This is a genomic window from Microbacterium sp. AC215 (assembly GCF_979258645.1).
The window spans coordinates 1,612,764-1,632,714 of the sequence record NZ_OZ409869.1 but is presented as its reverse complement, the minus strand read 5'-3'; the positions used below and the strand labels follow the sequence as shown (position 1 = coordinate 1,632,714).

19 protein-coding genes are annotated in these 19,951 nt (G+C 68.7%); 8 read left to right on the top strand and 11 right to left on the bottom strand.

The features are described 5' to 3' along the window. Window positions 1–11 precede the first annotated feature (11 nt). Together ACZZZF_RS08100 and ACZZZF_RS08095 are read right to left on the bottom strand one after the other, a co-directional pair. Window positions 12–914 (bottom strand): PfkB family carbohydrate kinase, encoded by a 903-nt coding sequence (locus tag ACZZZF_RS08100; RefSeq protein ID WP_463497889.1) that lies wholly within the window; start codon window positions 912–914, stop codon window positions 12–14. Between the two features lie 124 nt (window positions 915–1,038). Beyond that, window positions 1,039–2,055: an NAD(P)-dependent alcohol dehydrogenase gene (locus tag ACZZZF_RS08095; protein WP_463497888.1), complete on the bottom strand. Its 1,017-nt coding sequence runs from the start codon at window positions 2,053–2,055 to the stop codon at window positions 1,039–1,041. 131 nt (window positions 2,056–2,186) lie between these two features. Here ACZZZF_RS08095 and ACZZZF_RS08090 point away from each other — a divergent pair, with 131 nt between their 5' ends. From ACZZZF_RS08090 to ACZZZF_RS08075, 4 genes are all read left to right on the top strand, one after another. Further along, window positions 2,187–2,885: a DUF2306 domain-containing protein gene (locus tag ACZZZF_RS08090; RefSeq protein ID WP_463497887.1), complete on the top strand. Its 699-nt coding sequence runs from the start codon at window positions 2,187–2,189 to the stop codon at window positions 2,883–2,885. A gap of 4 nt (window positions 2,886–2,889) precedes the next feature. Beyond that, window positions 2,890–4,005, top strand: coding sequence for a sensor histidine kinase (locus tag ACZZZF_RS08085; RefSeq protein WP_463497886.1), 1,116 nt, complete (start codon window positions 2,890–2,892; stop codon window positions 4,003–4,005). Further along, entirely contained in the window at window positions 4,002–4,688 is a 687-nt protein-coding gene (locus ACZZZF_RS08080; protein ID WP_431739140.1) for a response regulator, read from the top strand. Before ACZZZF_RS08085 ends, ACZZZF_RS08080 begins: the two co-directional genes overlap by 4 nt. 157 nt (window positions 4,689–4,845) lie before the next feature. Then, window positions 4,846–6,519, top strand: a complete 1,674-nt coding sequence (locus ACZZZF_RS08075; protein ID WP_463497885.1) for an Ig-like domain-containing protein — start codon at window positions 4,846–4,848, stop codon at window positions 6,517–6,519. Between the two features lie 66 nt (window positions 6,520–6,585). On the opposite strand, the gene ACZZZF_RS08070 is transcribed toward ACZZZF_RS08075, so the two are convergent. Further along, window positions 6,586–7,128 carry a hypothetical protein gene (locus ACZZZF_RS08070; protein WP_053098813.1) on the bottom strand — a complete coding sequence of 181 codons (543 nt, stop codon included), beginning with the start codon at window positions 7,126–7,128 and terminating at the stop codon, window positions 6,586–6,588. 154 nt (window positions 7,129–7,282) lie between these two features. Here ACZZZF_RS08070 and ACZZZF_RS08065 point away from each other — a divergent pair, with 154 nt between their 5' ends. Further along, complete coding sequence (locus ACZZZF_RS08065; protein WP_463497884.1) at window positions 7,283–8,503, top strand: sensor histidine kinase; 1,221 nt, start codon at window positions 7,283–7,285, stop codon at window positions 8,501–8,503. Further along, on the top strand, window positions 8,500–9,102 hold the full coding sequence (locus tag ACZZZF_RS08060) for a response regulator transcription factor (protein WP_053098815.1): 603 nt from the start codon (window positions 8,500–8,502) through the stop codon (window positions 9,100–9,102). The genes ACZZZF_RS08065 and ACZZZF_RS08060 overlap by 4 nt, the downstream gene beginning before the upstream one ends. A gap of 206 nt (window positions 9,103–9,308) precedes the next feature. Here the strand turns inward: ACZZZF_RS08060 and ACZZZF_RS08055 are convergent, their stop codons facing one another. After that, window positions 9,309–10,031 (bottom strand): cation efflux transmembrane domain-containing protein, encoded by a 723-nt coding sequence (locus ACZZZF_RS08055; protein ID WP_053099384.1) that lies wholly within the window; start codon window positions 10,029–10,031, stop codon window positions 9,309–9,311. Further along, the gene (locus tag ACZZZF_RS08050; RefSeq protein WP_053099385.1) at window positions 10,031–10,366 is read right to left on the bottom strand and encodes an ArsR/SmtB family transcription factor; all 336 of its coding nucleotides are present in this window, start codon (window positions 10,364–10,366) and stop codon (window positions 10,031–10,033) included. The genes ACZZZF_RS08055 and ACZZZF_RS08050 overlap by 1 nt, the downstream gene beginning before the upstream one ends. A gap of 121 nt (window positions 10,367–10,487) precedes the next feature. On the opposite strand from ACZZZF_RS08050, the gene ACZZZF_RS08045 reads away from it, so the two are divergent. Then, window positions 10,488–10,958, top strand: coding sequence for a GNAT family N-acetyltransferase (locus tag ACZZZF_RS08045; protein WP_463497882.1), 471 nt, complete (start codon window positions 10,488–10,490; stop codon window positions 10,956–10,958). Between the two features lie 16 nt (window positions 10,959–10,974). Here the strand turns inward: ACZZZF_RS08045 and treZ are convergent, their stop codons facing one another. From treZ to ACZZZF_RS08025, 4 genes are read right to left on the bottom strand one after another with little or no spacing between them, the layout of a single operon-like run. Next, window positions 10,975–12,732, bottom strand: coding sequence for a malto-oligosyltrehalose trehalohydrolase (gene treZ, locus ACZZZF_RS08040; protein WP_056277029.1), 1,758 nt, complete (start codon window positions 12,730–12,732; stop codon window positions 10,975–10,977). After that, window positions 12,729–15,077 carry a malto-oligosyltrehalose synthase gene (gene treY / locus ACZZZF_RS08035; protein WP_463497881.1) on the bottom strand — a complete coding sequence of 783 codons (2,349 nt, stop codon included), beginning with the start codon at window positions 15,075–15,077 and terminating at the stop codon, window positions 12,729–12,731. Before treY ends, treZ begins: the two co-directional genes overlap by 4 nt. After that, a complete protein-coding gene (gene glgX / locus ACZZZF_RS08030) occupies window positions 15,074–17,284 on the bottom strand; it encodes a glycogen debranching protein GlgX (protein ID WP_053098819.1) in 2,211 nt (736 codons plus the stop codon). Before glgX ends, treY begins: the two co-directional genes overlap by 4 nt. Continuing rightward, window positions 17,281–17,565, bottom strand: a complete 285-nt coding sequence (locus ACZZZF_RS08025) for a hypothetical protein (RefSeq protein WP_053098820.1) — start codon at window positions 17,563–17,565, stop codon at window positions 17,281–17,283. The genes glgX and ACZZZF_RS08025 overlap by 4 nt, the downstream gene beginning before the upstream one ends. A gap of 178 nt (window positions 17,566–17,743) precedes the next feature. Between ACZZZF_RS08025 and thrC the strand changes: the two genes are divergently transcribed. Beyond that, a complete protein-coding gene (thrC, locus tag ACZZZF_RS08020; protein WP_072592216.1) occupies window positions 17,744–19,147 on the top strand; it encodes a threonine synthase in 1,404 nt (467 codons plus the stop codon). A gap of 5 nt (window positions 19,148–19,152) precedes the next feature. On the opposite strand, the gene ACZZZF_RS08015 is transcribed toward thrC, so the two are convergent. Both ACZZZF_RS08015 and ACZZZF_RS08010 read right to left on the bottom strand, forming a co-directional pair. Further along, entirely contained in the window at window positions 19,153–19,563 is a 411-nt protein-coding gene (locus tag ACZZZF_RS08015; RefSeq protein WP_053098821.1) for a VOC family protein, read from the bottom strand. Between the two features lie 94 nt (window positions 19,564–19,657). After that, on the bottom strand, window positions 19,658–19,924 hold the full coding sequence (locus ACZZZF_RS08010; RefSeq protein WP_053098822.1) for a thioredoxin domain-containing protein: 267 nt from the start codon (window positions 19,922–19,924) through the stop codon (window positions 19,658–19,660). Window positions 19,925–19,951: the final 27 nt, after the last annotated feature.

Sequence of the window (19,951 nt, the reverse complement as noted above, 5' to 3'; positions counted from 1 at the left end):
ATCACGCGGCATCACCGCACGAGGTGCGCGAGTTCCGGCCGACCGCCCAGCCGTGCCACGGTCGACGCGGCAGCCCGTGCAGCGAGATCCGCGACGCGATCCATCGACCACCCGTTCGCGATACCCCGCACGAGTCCCACGAAGAATGCGTCGCCGCCTCCCGTGCGGTCCACCACGGTCTCGTCGTCGTCATGTGCGCGGTAGGCGCTGCCGTCCTCCCAGACGACGAGGTCGCCTTCGCCTGCCACCTCCACGGCCGCTATGCGGGGTCCGCGAGCGAGCAGCCACCGGCACGCCTCGTGAGCCGAGTCCAGGTTCGACACGGCGATCCCCGTCAGTCCTTCGGCTTCCGTGGCGTCGGCACGCACGACGTCCGCACCGGCGAGCAGTTCGTCGCGAACCTCCGGCTCGGGCGCTCCGTCGAGCGCCACCGTCGCGTCCGCTCGTCGCGCGATCATCAGAGCGGCCGACAGCGCATCGCCCGGTTGCTGAGACTGCAGACAGATCGTGCCTGCACGGCTGACACCGCTCGCCGATGCCTCGACATCCGCGACGGTCAACAGCGACGTCGGCGGGACGTGCTCGAGCAGCATGCGCCGCGATGCCGGATCGACGACGTCCACCAGCACGGCCGAGCCCCCGCGCCGCACCACCCCGCAGACATCGATCGCGTCGTGCGGCAGGGCGGTGACGAGCCGCTCTCCGATGTCGTCCTCTCCGACCACGCCGACGATCGCGACCGAACCCCCGAGCTGACGAAGGCCTACGGCCTGGTTCGCGCCTTTGCCGCCGAGGAGCCGTCGCAGCTCCGACACGCTGACGCACTCATCCGGCTCGGGGAGCGCATCTCCCCTGAGGACCAGATCCTGGGCGATCTGGCCGAACACCGCGAAGCGGTCTCTTCTCTCCGACATGGGTGCGCCGCCCTTCGACCATCGTGACAGCACGAGGCTAAGCGTCGACGACGCCCACCGAGAGGGCATTGCGCGAGCGGGGCGCCGCTGTTAGCCGCGATGTCGAGCGAGATGCTGCCGGTCATCACCCATGCGCGTGGTTCGCTCCGGGCTGGGGGATGCGCAGCACCACGTTTCCCCGCTTGCGGCCGGTGTCGACATAGCGGTGCGCCTCGACGATGTCGGCCAGCTCGAAGGTCCTGTCGATGACGGCCCGGAAGCGACCGGAATCCGCGAGGCTCACGAGGTGGGCGAGGTCCTCCGCGCCCGGCGTGCCGACGTTCCAGGTGACGAGCTTTCCCGACCGGCGAGTGTGCCCGCGGCTCGTCAGCATCGACCGCAGATCGCTGATGACGAGCAGCAGCGCACCGCCGGGGTTGATGAGTGTCTCCACCCGGCTGAAAGGGGCATTGCCGACGCAGTCGACGATCACGTCGTACGTGTCGCCCCCCGCCGCGAACTCCTCGCGGGTGTAGTCGATGACCCGATCGGCGCCGAGGGACGCGACCAGTGGGACGTTGCCGCCGCTCGTGACGGCGGTGACGTCTGCTCCGAGCTGCTTCGCGAGTTGTATCGCGGCAGTGCCGACCGCGCCGGATGCTCCGTTGACGAGCACGGAGGTGCCGGGGCCGATCGCGACCTGGGCGAAGAAGCACTGCGCGGTGATGCCGCCGAACACCAGCGTCACCGCCTCTTCGAAGCTCATCGTGTCGGGAGCTCTGGTGATCGGGCCGTCGGCAGACAGGCGCACGTACTCGGCATGACCGCCGAACGCTCCGCCGGTCGAGGCGATCACCCTGTCGCCGGGTGCGAAGGCGGTGACGCCCGAGCCGACAGCCGCGACGACGCCCGCGGCATCCATGCCCAGGATCGGCCGACTGGGACGGAACACGCCGAGTCCGACTGCGGCGAGCACCCCGAGGCCGGCCGGGATGTCCCGAGCGCGGGCGCGATGATCGCCGACGCTCACGGTGCTCGCGTGCACCCGGATGAGCACATCGCTGGGCCGGGGCGTGGGGACCGCCCGCTGTTCGAGGCGGACCTCCTCAGGGGCGCCGAAGCGGTGGTAGACGGCCGCGGTCATGGTCGTGTCAGTGGTCATGTCTCGATGCTTGTCGTCCCGGGGATGCTCGTCATCGGCCAGGAAGCCCGGATCCGCTCGGCCGAAAGTACGGTTCCGAGTCCGTGCTGACGGCCGATGCCCCCGACTGTCGATGAGACGAGCATCGAGACATGTCGCAGCAGATGAAGGCCGCCCGATCGACTCCCGAGCAGAAGGAGCGGCGTCGGCGATCGAAGAGCGGGTGGCCGGCGATCACCGGCCTTCTGCTGCTCAGCGTGCTTCCCGTGATCGGTGGAGCGCTTCGTCTGCAGGAGGTGAGCGGGGAACCCGTGAGGACTCTCCTCCTGGCGTCGACGGTCGCGATCGTCGCGCACATCGTGGCGATGACCGTCTACTGCGTTCTCGGGGCGTTCCAGTTCTCACCCGCGCTCCGAACGCGGCATGCCTGGCACCGCGTGGCCGGCCGCGTGCTGATTCCCGCAGGATTCGTCGCGGCCCTCTCAGCGGCCTGGCTCGCGGTCTTCTTCGGTGGTCCACCGGATGAACTCGCGCTCGCGATGGTTCGTCTCGTCTTCGCCGTGGCGATGACCCTGTTCCTCGTGCGGGGCGTGATCGCGATCACACGACGCGACTTCGTGGCGCACGGGGCCTGGATGACCCGCGCCTACGCCACCGCCGTGTCGGGAGGAACCCAGGCGCTCGTCTTCGCGCTGTGGACGATCCCCCTCGGTGAGGTCGACGCCTTCGGTGAGGCATGGCTCGTCGCCGCCGCGTTCATGATCAACAGTGCCGTGGCGGAGCTGCTCATCCGGCGCCGCTCTCGCCGGCGGACGCGCGGGGTGTCGCGCCGTGGTGCGCTTGTATCATGACAGCGTGACCGGGCTCGTGCGTTCCGTGTGGAGTGCGCCGAGCGCTGTGCCCCCTCCGCCGTCCCGAGTCTGGCGGGATTGGGTGCTCCTGGCCCTCGTCGCCGTCCTGGCCGTGGTCGAGGGCATCGTCCGCACCGCCCTGACGCAGCCGCTGTTCGCGGTGATCGCCCTCCTCGTCGTGCTGCCGACCGTGCTGTGGCGCCGCACGAAGCCGCTTCTCATGCTCATCATCGTGATGGTGCCGGTCGATCTGCTCCTGCCCGACTCGGCGCTGTACTCGAGTCTCTTCGTGATGGTGAACGTGTACGCCGTGTACCGGTGGGGGGCAGGTCGCGACCTCGTGATCGGGTCGGCCATCCTCCTGGCGAGCCTCGCGCTGACATTCGTCCGCGGGGAAGGCCTCGATGAACTCGTCGGGGGGTTCGCGCTGCTGCTGACGGTCGCCCTGTTCGGCATCGCCTTTCGCTACCGGGCGGGATCGAGACGACGAAGCCTCGACCGGATCCGGATGCTGGAGCGCGAGCACCTGGCTCGCGACCTGCACGACACGGTCGCCCACCATGTCTCGGCGATCGCGATCCGCGCCCAGGCGGGCATCGCGGTGGCCGGGCGGGACTCGCGCGCAGCGCAGGATGCGCTCGGCGTGATCGAGGCGGAGGCGGCCAGGACGCTGAGCGAGCTGAGGTCGATGGTGCGAGTCCTGCGGCAGGGCGAGACGGCCGAGCTCGCGCCGAGCGCGCAGTTGGACGACATCGCGCAGCTCGCCGGAACGCGGCCGGGCGGAACGGTCGTCGTCGTCGAGGTCGCGCGCAACGACGACAGCATCCCGCCACCCGTGGCTGCCGCCGTCTTCCGTCTCGCGCAGGAATCGGTGACCAACGCCCTCCGTCACGCGCGACAGGTCACCCGCGTCGACGTCCGCGTGGAGGCAGACGCGGGTGGTGTGCGCCTGAGAGTGACGAACGACGGAGACGTGGCCGCGTCGCCGACTCCCGGCTTCGGCATCATCGGCATGAGGGAGCGTGCTGCCCTCCTCGGCGGTGCCTGCGAGGCGGGTCCGGCGTCAGGCGGCGGATGGATCGTCAACGCGGTGCTGCCCCGCGCCGGGTGGGCGCCATGATGATCCGAGTGCTCGTCGCCGACGATCAGGAACTCGTGCGCACCGGACTGAGCATGATCCTCGGCGCCCAAACCGACATCGAAGTCGTCGGTCAGGCGGCCGACGGCACCGAAGCGGTCGCCCTCGCCCGCAGTCTGCGACCGGACGTGTGCCTGTTCGACATCCGGATGCCCGGCCTCGATGGCATCGAGGCGACCCGGATGCTCGCCGGCCCAGGGGTGCCCGATCCCATGGCGGTCGTCCTCATCACGACCTTCGACCTCGACGAGTACGTCTTCGCGGGATTGCGGGCCGGCGCCAGAGGGTTCCTGCTCAAGGACGCCGGGTCGGAGCTGCTCGCCCAGGCGATCCGCGCCGCAGCGAGCGGTGATGCCCTGATCGCCCCCAACGTGACGGTGCGCCTGCTCGAGGCCTTCGCCGGATCGGCCGCCGCCGCACCATCGCCGCCGCCGGTCGAGTCGCTGACCGAGCGCGAGGAGCAGGTGCTCGCGAAGGTGTCTGCGGGTCTGAGCAACGGCGAGATCGCGCGCGAGCTGTTCATCACCCTCAGCACGGTGAAGACGCACGTGGCGAGCCTCATGACCAAGCTCGGGGTCCGCAATCGCGTCGAGATCGCCATCTGGGCGCATCAGACGGGGCGCATGAGCCCGCGAGCCACGGGCGGGGAAAACCGGAATCGATGACGGCCGGGACGCGTCGAGGCAGTCCCCGGTACGCCGCAGCCAACACCGCATCCCGGTATATCGGAGTTGTATACCGGTTGCCGCGTAATCCCCCCGCTTTTTCCTGATCTCTTAGATGTGTCGCATTGGGAGCGACGCGAATCGGATGGGGAGAACGATGACTGGGGAGCGTGGTGTCGTGCGTGCACGGACGAAGAGGATGAATGAGGCCAGGAGAGCCGGGGGAGCGAGGCCGCGACAGCGCGGCATCGTGGCGATCATCGTGGGGATGGTCTTGGCGATCGCGGGGCTGCTCGGCTCCACCGCGCCCGCAATGGCGGCTCCGTCCGTGACCTATCCGGGGGCGATCGGCAGCGTCTCGCTCGAGAACGAGAACGGCGGTGGCCCGCTGGTGCAATGGCAGACCGTGCGGATCACGGGCGAGTGGGCCGTCCCGACCGGGGCGCAGGCAGGGGAGACCTTCGGGATGACCCTGCCCGCGGAGTTCAGCCGTCAGTCGGCCGGTGAGTTCACGATCACAGACCCCGTGACGGGTCTGGTCATGGCGAACTGCGTCGTCGCTGCCGGCCAGGGGCCGGACATGGTGTGCACTCTGACCGAAGCGGTCGACGGCCTCGAGGAGGTCGGCGGCTCGTTCTGGATGGAGGCGCGGGCTTCGCAGTCGACGACCAGCGAGACCGTCGAGTTCGACCTGGGCGACACGATCGAGATCGTCGACCTGCCCGGTGACGGCGGAGTCGTACCGGGAGATTCGGCGGAAGAGGACGAGCCCTACAAGTTCGGCGGCGCGACCGCGACCGACGGGCTGCTGAGATGGGTCATCGGGATTCCGAGCGGCTATGTCGACGATGGCGCCTTCACGATCACCGACACCCTCGATGCCGGACTGACCGAGCACCGCTACACCGGGGAGTTCCATCTGGCGCGACGCGCTGTCGAGAACGGTGCAGTGGTCGGCGACTGGAGCGCGGTCGATTCGTCGGCCTACGTGATCGATCTCGCCGACGACGGGCGCTCATTCGAGTTCGCCGTCACCGATCTGCCGACCGGCGGATTCGCTTACGAGCTCGTGTACTTCACGCAGGCGGATGCGCCGGTGTCCGCGGGAGATGTCTTCGGCAACCACGCGATCGTCAACACGTTCGCGACCTCGGCGACCCACACGGTCGTCGAAACGGGTGGTGGCGACGGCAGTGGTGTCTCGTACACGACGTTCGGCATCACGAAGGAGCTCACCGGCGCGCAGGCGGATGCCGCTCGGGATGCGACCTACACCGTGCGCTATTCGGTCGAGGGTTCGGATGCGGCAGCCACCACGATGACGGTTCCGGTGGGGGAGTCGGTGCTCAGCGGACGTGCTCCGCTCGGTTCGACCTTCGTGATCGAGGAGATCGATCTGCCTGAGATCCAGGGGGTGACCTGGGGTGAGTGGACGATCACCGGCGACGGCGTCGTCGACGTCGGAGACGGCACCTTCGAGGTCACGCCGGAAACCACGGCCGGTATCGAGCTCACCCTCACCAACATCGCCAACCCGGTGCCCGTCGTGACGCCGACGCCGACTCCGACGCCGACTCCGGCTCCGACTCCGACTCCGACTCCGACGCCGACCCCGGCCACGCCGGTTCCGACCCCGACCCCGACGCCGGTCGCAACTCCGGCACCGACTCCGGCGCCGGCGCCGACCCCGGTCGCGGCTCCCGGCGAGCTCGCTCTGACGGGAGGCGAATCGGGCGCGGCATTCCTGTCGTTGGCGGTCGCACTGATCGTCGGTGGCGGACTGGCCACCGGAATCGCCGCCAGGCGCCGTTCGAGCGCCGGACGTCGCTGACCCCGACACGCACGGAAGCCCACTCGCGTTCGGCGAGTGGGCTTCCGTGCGTTCGACGTCGTTGTCTCAGCGGATCGCGTAGACGGCGCTGCCGACGATCACCGCGACGATCGTCGTCCAGCCGATGATCGCGACAGCCTGCCAGATGAGGATGCGGACCTTGCCGACACCCGCCGCGGCGAGCATCGTGGCGGTGAACTGCGTCGGCAGCAGCAGCGGACCGAGCAGGCTGACCCCCGGCACGCCGTAGCGCTCGAACGCCCGCTGGAACTTCTCGCGGCGGGCGCCACCGCGGTCGGAGTCGATCGTGTCTGCGGGTGCTGCCTCGACGGCTCCGCCACCGGCCGCAACGGCTTGCCGGCTGCGGGACCGGTTCACGATCGCGGTGCGTGCACCGGAGCTCGCGATGACGAGCACGGCCACGCAGAGGAAGTTGCCGACGATCGCCGCGACGGCCGCGATCACCGGATTGATGCCGCCGATGATGCCGATCGACACGGCTCCCTCGCCCTCGATGAAGGGGATGGCGCCCGCGAGGGCGACGATGAGCGGCTGAATGAGTTCAGGCACCTGGGCGACGAAGCCCTGGAAGGTCTCGATGAGATTCATGGGTGGCTCCTGCCGGTCTGAGCGACGGTGTCTCCGTCGCGATGCATCCAGTCCACCGTCTGGTGTCGCGCTGCGGCAGTGCCGAACCGTCACTGCTTTCCGGGTGGTTCGCCCGCGGCATCCATGACATGTGTCACGCCCGTATCGTGGGGGCATGCGCAGCACTTCTTCGGTCGTCGATCCTGCCGACGACCCACCCCCGGGAGCCCGCCAGCTCGCCCGAGGCATCACCGCGACCTGGTGGTACACGGTGTCGGCCGTGGCCTTCCTCGAGCTCTTCCTGGTGCTGGTCTGGACGCTGCAGGCGCTCGCCGTGCCCGGCGATGCGACGGCGGCGTTCGTCGTCGGCGTGGGTGGCCTGCTCTGGTGGGGCTCCACCATCGTGCTGCTCGCGGACTATCGCCACCGGCTGGATGCCGAGCCGGGCATCGCGTGGACGCGCATCGCCCTTCCGCTGCTCATCGCGGTCGGCTACGGGATCGCGGGCGGCCTCGTGCTCGACAGCTGGCTGCTCGCGCTCATGCCCATCGCTCAGTCGGTGCTGCTGCTCAACTGGCCCAAGGGGGTGCGCCTGCGGATGGTCGTCCTGACCACCGTGGTGCTCGTGCTCGTCGCCGTCGCCGACGCCGCTCGGGGCGCGACCGAGATCGCGCTCCCCGGCTGGATCCCTGCCCTGTACGCGATCCTCATCCCGGCGATGTCGGTGAGCTCGCTGTGGTGGTGGGATGTGCTGGTCACCGTCGATCGTGCGAGGGCGTCGGAGGCCCGCCTCGCCGCGACGCAGGAGCGTCTGCGCGTGGCGACCGACGTGCACGACCTCCAGGGGCACCACCTGCAGGTGATCGCGTTGCAGCTCGAACTGGCCGAGCGCCTGATGAGGATCGATCCCGACGCCGCTCTCGAGCAGCTCCGGGCCGCCAGGGTCAGCGTCGACGAAGCCAGGCAGGGGACCCGAGATCTGGCGACGCGCTTCCGCTCGGTGCCGCTGGGTGACGAGGTGGCGAATGCCCGAGACCTTCTCGCCGCGGCCGGACTCTCCGTCGAGGCCGACATCGCACCCGACGCCGATGAGGCGCCGTCATCGGCTCTCGGTCCCGTCATCAGGGAGACGACCACAAACGTCCTGAGGCACGGGGCCGGGCGACGGGCTCGGCTCGACCTTCGCAGGGTCGACGACGGGTGGCGCTACGAGGTCGCGAACGATGTGGTGACCGGCGTGGCGACACACCCCGTCGGGTCGGGCCTCGACGGAGTGCGGCGCCGGATCTCGGAGGCTGGAGGAACCCTGGAGATCCGCGAGGATGCCGACGAGTTCATCGTCTCGGTGACGGTTCCGCGATCCGATGTGTCGACCGCAGATGGGCAGAGCCGATGATCCGTGTGCTCCTCGCTGACGACGAGGGGATGATCCGTTCGGCGCTCGCCGCCCTGTTGCGTCTGGAAGGAGACATCGAGGTGGTCGCCGAGTGCGCCGACGGTGAGCAGGCGCTCGCTGCCGCGCTCGCTCTGACGCCCGACGTGTGCCTGCTCGATCTCGAGATGCCCGGTCTCGACGGTGTGGAGGTCGCGGAGCGATTGAACCGAGCCATCGTCACGCGCTGCGTGGTGGTCACCCGTCACGCGCGTCCCGGGGTGCTTCGGCGGGCTCTCGCATCGGGTGTCGCGGGCTTCCTGCCGAAGTCGCGAGGAGCGGATCAGGTCGCCGATGTCATCCGCAGGGTCGCCGCGGGTGCCCGCTACGTCGACCCTGAGATCGCGGCCGACGCGCTGAGCGACGAACGGTCGCCCCTCACGGATCGGGAGCTGGACGTGCTCCGCGCCGGGCGCCGCGGTGAGACGACGACCCAGATCGCCAGGACCCTCTCGCTCGCGCCCGGCACGGTGCGCAACCACATCTCGGCGGTGCTCGCGAAGCTGTCGGTCGGCACCCGCCAGCAGGCGGTGCTGATGGCCGAGGAGCGCGGCTGGATCTGACTGCGCGGACGCCTGACCCGTGAAGCCCGGAAGGGCGGGTGGGGCCGTGGGAGTTGCCCCACCCGCGAGCCGCTCAAAGGGGAGAGTGCGGCTCAGACCCGAAACCGGCTCGTATCCCCCCAGGCCGACTTCAGGTCTCGTATGCAAGACCCCGAACTCGACGGAAAGTGACGCGGGCGGGAATTCTTTCTGGAACTCCGTGGTCGTCAGTGCATGTGACGCGCGTCGTCGTGACGGTGGTCGTCGTGCACGTGCTCGTGGTCGTGGTCGTGGTCGTGGTGCTCGTGCTCGTCCTCGAGGATCATGCCGATCGAAGTGGCACAGGCGTCGCCCTTCCAGGCTTCGAGACCCTCGCGTACCGCGAAGACCGCGATGACGAGGCCGGCGACGGCATCCGCCCACCACCACCCGAACAGGCTGTTGACGCCGAGTCCGATGAGCACGGCGGCCGAGAGGTAGCTGCAGATCAGCGTCTGCTTCGAGTCGGCGACGGCCGTGGTCGACCCGACCTCGAGGCCGGCGCGTCGCTCGGCGAACGACACGAGCGGCATCACGATCACACTGACCGCGGTCAGCACGAGACCGACCGTGCTGTGCTCCGGCCGATCACCGCCGAGCAGCGACAGCACCGACGACGTGACGACATAGGCCGCGAGAGCGAAGAACGCGACGGCGATGACACGGAGCGTGGGCGTCTCCCAGCGCTCGGGGTCGCGTCGCGTGAACTGCCAGGCCACGGCCGCTGCCGAGAGCACCTCGATGCTCGAGTCGAGCCCGAACCCGATCAGCGCGGCCGACGATGCGACTGACCCTGCGGCGATCGCGACGGCCGCCTCGATCACGTTGTAGACGATCGTGAACGCCACGATGAGGCGGATGCGGCGGTGCAGAGTCGCGCGCCGTTCGGCGGTGAGAGTGCTCGTCGACATCAGCAGCTGCATCCTTCGCCGTCGCAGCAGTCCGGTTCGACGATCAGCGTGATGCGCATGAGCTCGTCGAGCGCGGTCGCGAGATGCGGGTCGGCGAGCGCGTAGCGGCTGCGGCGTCCGTCCTGGACGCTTTCGACGAGCCCGCATCCTCGAAGGCACGCGAGATGGTTCGACAGGAGCTGTCGGCTGACCCCGAGCTCGTCCGCGATGTCGGACGGGTACGCCGGCGCCGCTCGAAGCGCCAGCAGGATGGCTGCGCGCGTCGAGTCCGACAGGGCATGACCCAGGCGGGCGACGGCGGCGGTATGGGTGGGCGAGGCGGCGAGGGTCACGATGCAACTGTACAGAAAAGCGTGAATTAAGAGAATCGTGAATCTATGGTGACGCGCGGCAACATCCCCGACATCTTCGCTCGGTACCGTGAATCGGGCGGCGACATCGGATCGAGAGGGCGACATGGGAGTGACGGTCGAGCGGGTGGCATGGTCGCATCCGGATGCGGAGCGGCTCAGGGCCGCGCAGCGCAGCGAACTCGATGCGCGGTACGGCAGCGACGACCATGAGCCGGGCGTCATCCCCTCGGCGGACGACGTGCCCGTCTTCCTCGTCGCACGAGAGGAGAGCGGGCTCGCCATCGTATGCGGCGGTCTCCGACCCCTCGATCCGGCCGTGCTCGGAACCGACGTCGCAGAGATCAAGCGGATGTACGCGGCTCCCTCCGCGCGCGGGACGGGCGCGGCTGTGGCGCTGCTGCGCGCACTCGAGAGAGAAGCGCGCCTGCTCGGCATCCGGTCCCTCGTGCTCGAGACGGGCACCGCTCAGCCGGATGCCGTGCGCTTCTACGAACGCGAGGGCTACGGACCGATCCCGCTGTTCGGCCACTACATCGGCAGCGGTCTGTCCCTGTGCTTCGCCAAGTCTCTCTGACCTGGCCGAAAGGCGATCAGCGTGCAGGTGCGACGATCGCCGCGGACTCGGGTGCGAGCACGACGGTCCGCGCGATCGTCCGCACGGGCGCCGTCTCCAGCAGTATCCGCGAGTCGGGGGCGAGATCGAACTCCACCTCCTGCTCGGCGAGATTCACGAGCACCGACACCTCGCCTCGTTCGATCCGGTAGGCCCGGTTCTCCGGTGCGCCCTCCGTCTTCGACACGATGACGTGGTTGTGCGACATCTCGGGATCGGTCAACTCGGGCACCTCGCGCCGCAGGGCGATCAGGCGTCGATACAGATCGAAGATGCGGGCGTGCGATGCCGATGCGAGCTCGCTCCAGTCCAGCCGCGATCGCTCGAACGTAGCCGGGTCCTGTGGGTCGGGCACGGCGGCCGGGTCCCACCCCATGCGCGCGAACTCCGCGATCCGCCCCTCCGCGGTGGCTTTCGCGAGCTCCGGTTCCTTGTGCGAGGTGAAGAACTGCCACGGGGTGGACGCAGCCCACTCCTCACCCATGAACAGCATGGGCGTGCCCGGTGCGGTCAGAGTGAGAACCGCGGCGACGGCGAGTCGATCGGAGGAGAGCGAAGCGGTCAGCCGATCTCCCGCTGCACGGTTGCCGATCTGGTCGTGGTCCTGCGCGAACGTGACCAGTCGCCAGGCAGGGACGCTCGGCGGCAGCGGCGCGCCGTGCGTGCGCCCGCGGAACGACGAGTACGTCCCGTCGTGGAAGAACCCGGTCTGAGTGACCTTCGCCAGCGCGTCCGGCGCGGCGAAGTCGGCGTAGTACCCGTCGGTCTCGCCGGTGAGCGCGACGTGCACCGCGTGATGCCAGTCGTCTGACCACTGCGCGGTGAGGCCGTTCCCTCCCTCCTCGTGGGAGAGGACCATGACCGGGTCGTTCAGATCCGACTCGGCGATCAGGCTCAGCGGGCGATCGACCTCGCGAGCGAGCGCATCTACGCGCTCGGACAGCTCGTGCAGGAGGTGCGGGGTGCTCTCGTCGTGCAGTGCGTGCACGGCGTCGAGCCGCAGCCCGTCGACGTGGAAGTCACGGAGCCACATCAGCGCGTTCTCGATGATGTACTCGCGCACGGCCGGCTCGTCGAGGTTCACCGAGTCGCCCCACGCCGTGTGCCGGCCCTCGCGCAGATAGGGACCGAACTCGGGCAGGTAGTTGCCGCTGGGTCCGAGGTGGTTGTAGACGACGTCCTGGATCACCGCGATGCCGCGTGAGTGGGCGGCGTCGACGAACCGCTGGTATGCGGCGGGTCCGCCGTACCCCTCATGCACGGCGTACCAGAGCACGCCGTCGTAACCCCAGTTCCAGTCGCCGCTGAACGCGTTGACCGGGAGCAGCTCGACATGCGTGATGCCGAGTTCGACGAGGTGATCGAGATGCCCGATGAGCGCGTCGAGCGTGCCGTCCGGTGTAAATGTCCCGACGTGCAGCTCGTAGATCACGCCACCGTCGAGCGGCGCACCGCGCCAGTCCCCGTCGGTCCACTCGAAGCGGGCCGGATCGAAGAGAGCCGAGGGCCCGTGCACGCCCCGCGGCTGCCGCAGCGACCGCGGATCAGGGCGCAGGTCGGTGCTGTCGCCGAGGAGGAAGCCATAGCGCTCGCCCTCGGACATCGCCACATCGGTGCTCCACCATCCCGAACCGTCATCAGCCGACGTGAGGTCGTGCTCCGAGATCGTGGTGCACGCGGGTGTCAGACGACGCAACCGCACGCTGTCGGCGCGGGGAGCCCAGACCGAGATCATCGCTCGTCCACCAGCAGCGCGACCGGATACGTGTCGAGCAGGTCGGCCAGCCGGACCGGACCGCGGCCGAAGCGGCGACCGGTGATCGCGTCCGTCGCCGGCAGTTCGCGGCGCAGCAGCACGGTGTCGCCCCATCCGCCGCGGCGCTCGAGTCCGACGGGCAGACGCGACGCCACCGCCAGCACACCGCCCCGGTCCATCGCGACCACATGATCCGACGCCTCACCGGCGACACCGCCCGGGCGATACCGGTAGAAGAGCTCGGGGTTGTCCCGGCGCAGACGCAACGTGCGCGACGTGACGAGCATCTTCGCGAGGCCCGAGTCGTCGATGGGAGGAAGGATGCCGCGAGAGACGTCGGCATCGAGTCGACCCAGCATCGCCGAACGCGCTGCGAAGTCGACCGGCCGCCGGTTGTCGGGGTCGACGAGCGAGTGGTCCCACAGCTCGGTGCCCTGGTAGACGTCGGGCACACCGGGGGCTGCGAGCTGCAGGAGCTTCGCGGACAGCGAGTTGACCCGACCGGAGTCGACGATCTCGCCGACGAATCCCTCGAGGATCGGTCGAGCCCGCCCGTTCGCCGCCTCGGCGATCGCTTCGACGCCCTTCTCGAACTCGAGATCCGGATGCTGCCATCCGGTCGATTCCGCAGCCTCGCGCGCGGCCTTCAGCCCGTAGGCGAGCAGGCGCTCCGACGAGATCGGCCATGCTCCGACCGCGGCCTGCCAGAGAAGGGAATCGAGTGGCCCGTGTCCTGTCGAGGCGACGGCACGGAGCTCGGTCAGCACCTGCGCCCAGCGGTCCGGAATCTCGGAGAGCACCGACAGACGCGCACGGACGTCCTCGGATCGCTTGGTGTCATGGGTCGACAGAGCGGTGAGCGAGTACGGCCACGACGCGAGCCGCGCCTGCTGGGCGTCATGGAACTCGTCGACCGAGACGGAGGCGATCGAGGGATCGCCGCCGACCTCGGTGAGGGTGCCGAGGCGGGTGTGGCGGTAGAACGCGGTGTCCTCCACGCCCTTGGCCATCACCGCTCCCGTCACCTGCGGAAAGCGCTGCGAGACCTCGAGCGAGGTGTCGAGCAGCAGGGGCGTCAGCTCGGCGATCGATCCCGCGAGGTCGGGGCGGCGCCGTGCGGCGTCGTCGATCGCGTGCTGCAGATGCTCGCGTCCCGCCGGGAGGTAGGACCGGTAGACCGGGAAGCTCGCCACGATCTCGGCGAGCGCGTCCTCGGCGCCGACCACGCCGAACGGCAGAGCCCTGACGAGGCGTCGCACCTCGGACTGCAGGAGGTCGTCGGCGATCATCCGCTTCGTGGAGTGGATCAGGTCGGCCCAGGACTTCGCGGCCGGCAGACCGGTCTCGTCCCGCAGCCGCGAGTCGAGGAGGTCGAGGGCTGCGACTCCGTCGCCGTCGATCAGCACGCGGTCGATCTCGCCCATCGCGTCGTAGCCGGTCGTGCCGTCGGTGCGCCACCAGGACGGCAGCTGCTCACCCGGTTCGAGGATCTTCTCGACGACCGTGTACGCGCCGCCGGTGATGTCGGCGAGTCGCTCGAGGTACTCGCCGGGATCCGTCAGCCCGTCGGGATGGTCGACGCGGAGTCCGTCGGCCAGACCGTCGGTGATCCACCGGGCGATCTCGCGGTGCGACTCCTCGAAGACATCCGGGATCTCGACGCGGATGCCGGCGAGCTCGGACACGGCGAAGAACCGACGGTAGTCGAGGTCGGTGTTCTGGTCCTCCCAGAACCGCAGCTCGTAGTGCTGGGCGTCGAGGAGGGCAGGCAGATCGTCTGCGAGCTCTCCCGATCCCGGTGCCAGGGGAAGCACGTGGTCGAAGTACGACAGCGTTCCGTCGGGGGCATCGTCGGCCGGGGTCGTGTCGACGACGATCTCATCGGCTGACAGCACCTCCGCGAGCGACGACCCGAGGATCGGCAGTCGCACCCGTCCGTCGGACAGTCGCGGGTCGACGTCGAATGCCAGCGCATGGCGCGATGAGCGCCCGAGTCGCAGCAGATCCCACCACCAGAGGTTCGCGCGCGGGACGGCCACGCCGACGTGGTTCGGGACGATGTCGACGAGGACCCCGAGCCCCGCTGAGCGGGCCGCGGCGGAGAAGCGCTCGAGCCCCTCGGGGCCACCGCGGGCATCGTCGACCCGGGAATGATCGACGACGTCGTAGCCGTGGTCCGACCCCGGCACGGCCGCGAGCAGCGGTGAGAGGTACGCCCACGAGGCACCCAGCTCGGTGAGGTACTCCGTGATCGATGCCGCGTCGTCGAGCGTGAAACCCGCTCGGATCTGCAGACGATAGGTCGAGAGCGGGCGGTGGGTCATCGAGGCAGCTCCGGGGTCGGGGCGGGTGACGGAGCTTCGGCGCGCTCGGTCTGGATGCGCAGCGAGGCCTCGACGGAGTCGTCCGTCGGCACCTCGGTCTGATCGACTTCGCGCAGCACCAGCATCGAGTTGGCTTCGAGGGTCACCGGAGCGCCGGCGTCGATCGCGTCGCCTCCGGCACGGTCGCCGGCGGTGTCGACGGCGACCTCCCACGCACGCCCGTGGCGCTCGTCGGGGAGCACGGCGTCGATAGCCTCCGTCCCGCTGTGGAAGTAGACGAGGAAGTTCTGATCCGTCACCGGCTGTCCACGGCGGTCCTTCTCGCGGATGCCCTGTCCGTTCAAGAACATGCCGATCGCGAGACCGAATCCGGAATCCCAGTCCTCGGGCTCCATCCGGCGGCCGTCGGGTCGCAGCCAGACCACATCCGGCACTCGTTCGCCGTCCTCCGACCGCACCGGCCGGCCGTCGAAGAACCGGCTGCGGCGGAACGTCGGGTGCATGCGGCGCAGTCTCGCCACCGCTGCCGTGAACTCGACGAGAGGACGATCCGCCGCCTCCCAATCGACCCAGGTGAGCTCGTTGTCCTGCGCGTAACCGTTGTTGTTGCCGTCCTGGGTGCGACCGAGCTCGTCGCCGTGCGCGATCATCGGCACTCCCTGCGACAGCAGCAGTGTCGCGAGGAAGTTGCGCTGCTGTCGGGCGCGGACGCGGTTGATCGTCTCGTCGTCGGTGGGCCCCTCGACGCCGTTGTTGCTCGAGCGGTTGTGGGATTCGCCGTCGTTGTTGTCCTCGCCGTTGGCCTCGTTGTGCTTCTCGTTGTACGACACGAGGTCGCGCAGCGTGAAGCCGTCGTGAGCGGTGACGAAGTTGATCGACGCCACGGGACGCCGACCGGAGTGCTCGTACAGGTCGGCGGAACCGGTGAGACGCGATGCGAACTCGCCGAGCGCCTGCGGCTCACCGCGCCAGAAGTCGCGCACGGTGTCGCGGTACTTGCCGTTCCACTCCGTCCATTGCGGAGGGAAGTTGCCGACCTGGTATCCGCCGGGGCCCACATCCCACGGCTCGGCGATGAGCTTCACCTGCGAGACGATCGGATCCTGCTGCACCAGCTCGAAGAAGGCCGCGAGACGGTCGACGTCGTAGAACTCGCGCGCGAGAGTCGAGGCGAGATCGAAGCGGAAGCCGTCGACATGCATCTCCGTGACCCAGTACCGCAGCGAGTCCATGATCAGCTGCAGCGCGTGCGGGTTGCCGGCGTTGAGGCTGTTGCCCGTGCCCGTGTAGTCGGTGTAGTAGCGACGGTCCTCTTCGAGGCGGTAGTACGCCTCGTTGTCGATGCCCCGCATCGACAGCATCGGCCCCATGTGGTTGCCCTCGGCGGTGTGGTTGTAGACCACGTCGAGGATGACCTCGATCCCCGCCGAGTGCAGTGCGCGCACCATGGCCTTGAACTCCTGCACCTGCTGACCGTGCTGCCCGCTGGAGGAGTAGTCGTTGTGCGGCGCGAAGAAGGCGAGCGTGTTGTAGCCCCAGTAGTTCGTGAGGCCCTTTTCCTCGAGGGTCGAGTCGTAGACGAACTGATGCACCGGCATCAGCTCGATCGCGGTGACGCCGAGGTGCACCAGGTGCTCGATGACCGACGGGTGGCCGATGGCCGCATACGTGCCCCGCAGCTCCTCGGGGATGTCCGGGTGCAGCTGGGTCAGTCCCTTGACGTGCGCCTCGTAGATCACGCTCTGCGCATAAGGGGTCTTGGGCAGTCGGTCGCCCGCCCACTCGAAGAACGGGTTCACGACGACGCCCTTGACCATCGTCGCGGCGGAGTCTTCATCGTTGCGGGAATCGGGGTCGCCGAAGTCGTAGCCGAACAGGGGCTGCCCCCAGTCGACCCGGCCGGCCACGGATTTCGCGTACGGGTCGAGGAGGAGCTTGTTCGGGTTGAATCGCTTTCCCTGCGCGGGGTCGTACGGTCCGTGCACGCGGTATCCGTAGAGCTGTCCGGGCTGCACGGAGGGCAGATAGCCGTGCCAGACGAACGCGTCGACCTCTTCGAGCGGGACGCGCTCCTCGCTGCCGTCGTCGTCGAACAGGCACAGTTCGACCTTCTCGGCGCCCTCGCTGAACAGGGCGAAGTTCGTGCCCTGGCCGTCGAAGGTCGCGCCGAGCGGATAGGGGGAACCGGGCCAGACCTCGTGGCTCACTGAGCGCGCCGCTTCGAGACGGCGCGGTGCAGGACAGTCCTCACCGCGTCGTGGAAGTCATGCACCTGAGCGATCTCGTCGGCGTGCGGGTAAGGGTGGCCGACGTAGCAGACGAAGACAGGATGCACGTGCTCGACGTATCCGACGGGGCCGTCGTGCAGCACGACGTAGCGATCGAGGTCGACACGCTCGTAGAGGGGTTCGGCCGGCGTCGAGGCTGTCGTGGGAGCCTGGCCGTCCGCGGGCTTGTGGTCATGCGCGGTATGGGTCTTCGCAGTCATGAGGGCTCCTGTTCTGTTGATGGGGTCCACGCTAAGAGATACGAGTTCACAGCGGAACACCATTGCCTCCGCGCGATGAACGCGCTATGTCGTGAGACGCGCATCCTGATCGTGAAATCACCCCGCGCCCACCTGCGACAATGGAAGCCCCGTGCCGATCCCGAACCGAGGAGCTCCCGTGCAGTACATCTCCACCCGAGGCGGCATGCAGCCGCTGCCGTACTGCGAGACCCTGCTCGAGGGGCTCGCGCCCGACGGAGGACTGGCCGTCCCCGAGACGATGCCCACGGTCGACGGAGAGACGCTCGAGCGCTGGCGTGCCCTGACGTATCCGCAGCTCGCCACCGAGGTGCTCGGTCTCTTCGCCACGGACATCCCGCGGGCCGATCTCGCCCGCATGACGGAGGCCGCCTACGAGCCGTTCCCTGAAGAGGTCGTGCCCCTGCGGTCGATCGGCGACGATCTCACCCTGGTGGGTCTCTCCGAGGGGCCGACCCTCGCTTTCAAGGACATGGCCATGCAGTTCCTCGGGCAGGTCGTCGAGTACGCGCTCGAGCGCAAGGGCTCTGTCCTCAACATCCTCGGCGCGACCTCGGGAGACACCGGCTCGGCTGCCGAGCACGCTCTTCGCGGCAAGGACCGCATCTCGGTGTTCATGCTGTCCCCGAAGGGGCGCATGAGTGCGTTCCAGCGCGCGCAGATGTTCTCGCTCGACGATGACAACATCCACAACATCGTCGTCGACGGCGTGTTCGACGATTGCCAGAACCTCGTCAAGTCCCTCGCCGGCGACCTCGACTTCAAGCGCGCTCAGCACCTCGGTGCGGTCAACTCGATCAACCTCGCCCGCATCACCGCCCAGGTCGTCTACTACTTCTGGGCGTGGCTGCGTGCGACGGACGCCGGCGGATGGACCGAGGTGTCGTTCACGGTGCCGTCCGGAAACTTCGGCAACATCCTCTCGGGGTTCTTCGCGAAGGAGATGGGGCTGCCCATCCGTCGCCTCGTGCTCGCCGCCAACGAGAACAACGTCCTCGACGAGTTCTTCCGCACCGGCGTCTACCGGCCGCGGAGCGCCGCGCAGACGCTCGCCACCTCGAGCCCGTCGATGGACATCTCGAAGGCGTCGAACCTCGAGCGCTTCATCTTCGAACTCGTGGGTCGTGACGCAAGCCGCGTCGTGAAGGCCTGGCAGGAGCTCGACACCCAGGGTTTCTTCGATTTCACCTCCGATCTGGCGCGTTTCGTCGAGGAGTTCGGCATCGTCAGCGGCACCTCGACGCACGACGACAGGCTCGCGACGATCAGGTCCGTCTATGAGGCGACGGGGGACATCATCGACCCGCACACGGCCGACGGAGTCAAGGTCGCTCGCGAGAACGTCGAGCCCGGTGTGCCCATGCTCGTGCTCGAGACGGCGAAGCCGCAGAAGTTCGCCGAGACGATCCGCGAGGCGATCGGCGTCGAGCTCGAGTACTCCTCAGAGCTGCGCGCGATGCTCGATGCTCCGCAGCGCAGGACCGAGATGGCCGACGACGAGCACGAGCTCCGAGCGTTCATCGAGGCCGAAGCCCTGCGCTGAGCGACTCACTCGGGGTCGCCGTGCAGCATCCAGGGCACTCCGAAACGATCGACGAGCATTCCGAACGTGCCGCCCCACGGCGGGGTGTCGAGCGGCATGGTGATCGCCGCACCGTCGGACAGGGCGTCCCAGACCTGTTGCGTCTTCTCCTGCGAGTTGCCGCTGAGTGAGACCGAGAATCCCTGGGGCGGCTCGAACGGGATGCCGTCGGGGGTGTCTGAGGCCATGAGCACCAGGCCGTCCGGCGTCGTGAGCTGCGCATGCATCACGAGATCGTGCTGATCCGGGTTCTGGACCATGTCGGGGAACTCGCCGAACACGTTGATCTCGAGATCACCACCGAGCACGCCCTGATAGAACTCCATCGCCTGTCGCGCCTCGGTGCGGAACGAGAGATAGGGATTGAGATTGGCCATGACTGCCCCCAGCCTTGTCAGGCGGGGCCGCCGTCGGTCCCGCTGCGGCTCATTCTGCGCCGGGGGTCGGACATCCGCAAGAGCGACGTCGCGCTCAGGCGGGGAGGGCCTTCACCGCCGCCGTGAGCACCTGAGGCACCGTCGGCACACCTTCGGCGCGGAACACTTCTGCGCCCGAATCATCGCGGATGATGACGGTCGGGGTGAAGCGGATGTCGAGCGCCTCCGCGGCATCCGGTTCTCTCGCGACGTCGATCTCGGTGACGGTCGCGTCGGGGAGGTAGCGCACGGCGTCCTCCACGACCGAGCGGGTGCGCGAGCACGCTCCGCAGAACGCGGAGGTCACGAGCGTCAGTTCCATGGCTCTCCTCTCGGCTCTCGAGGTGCA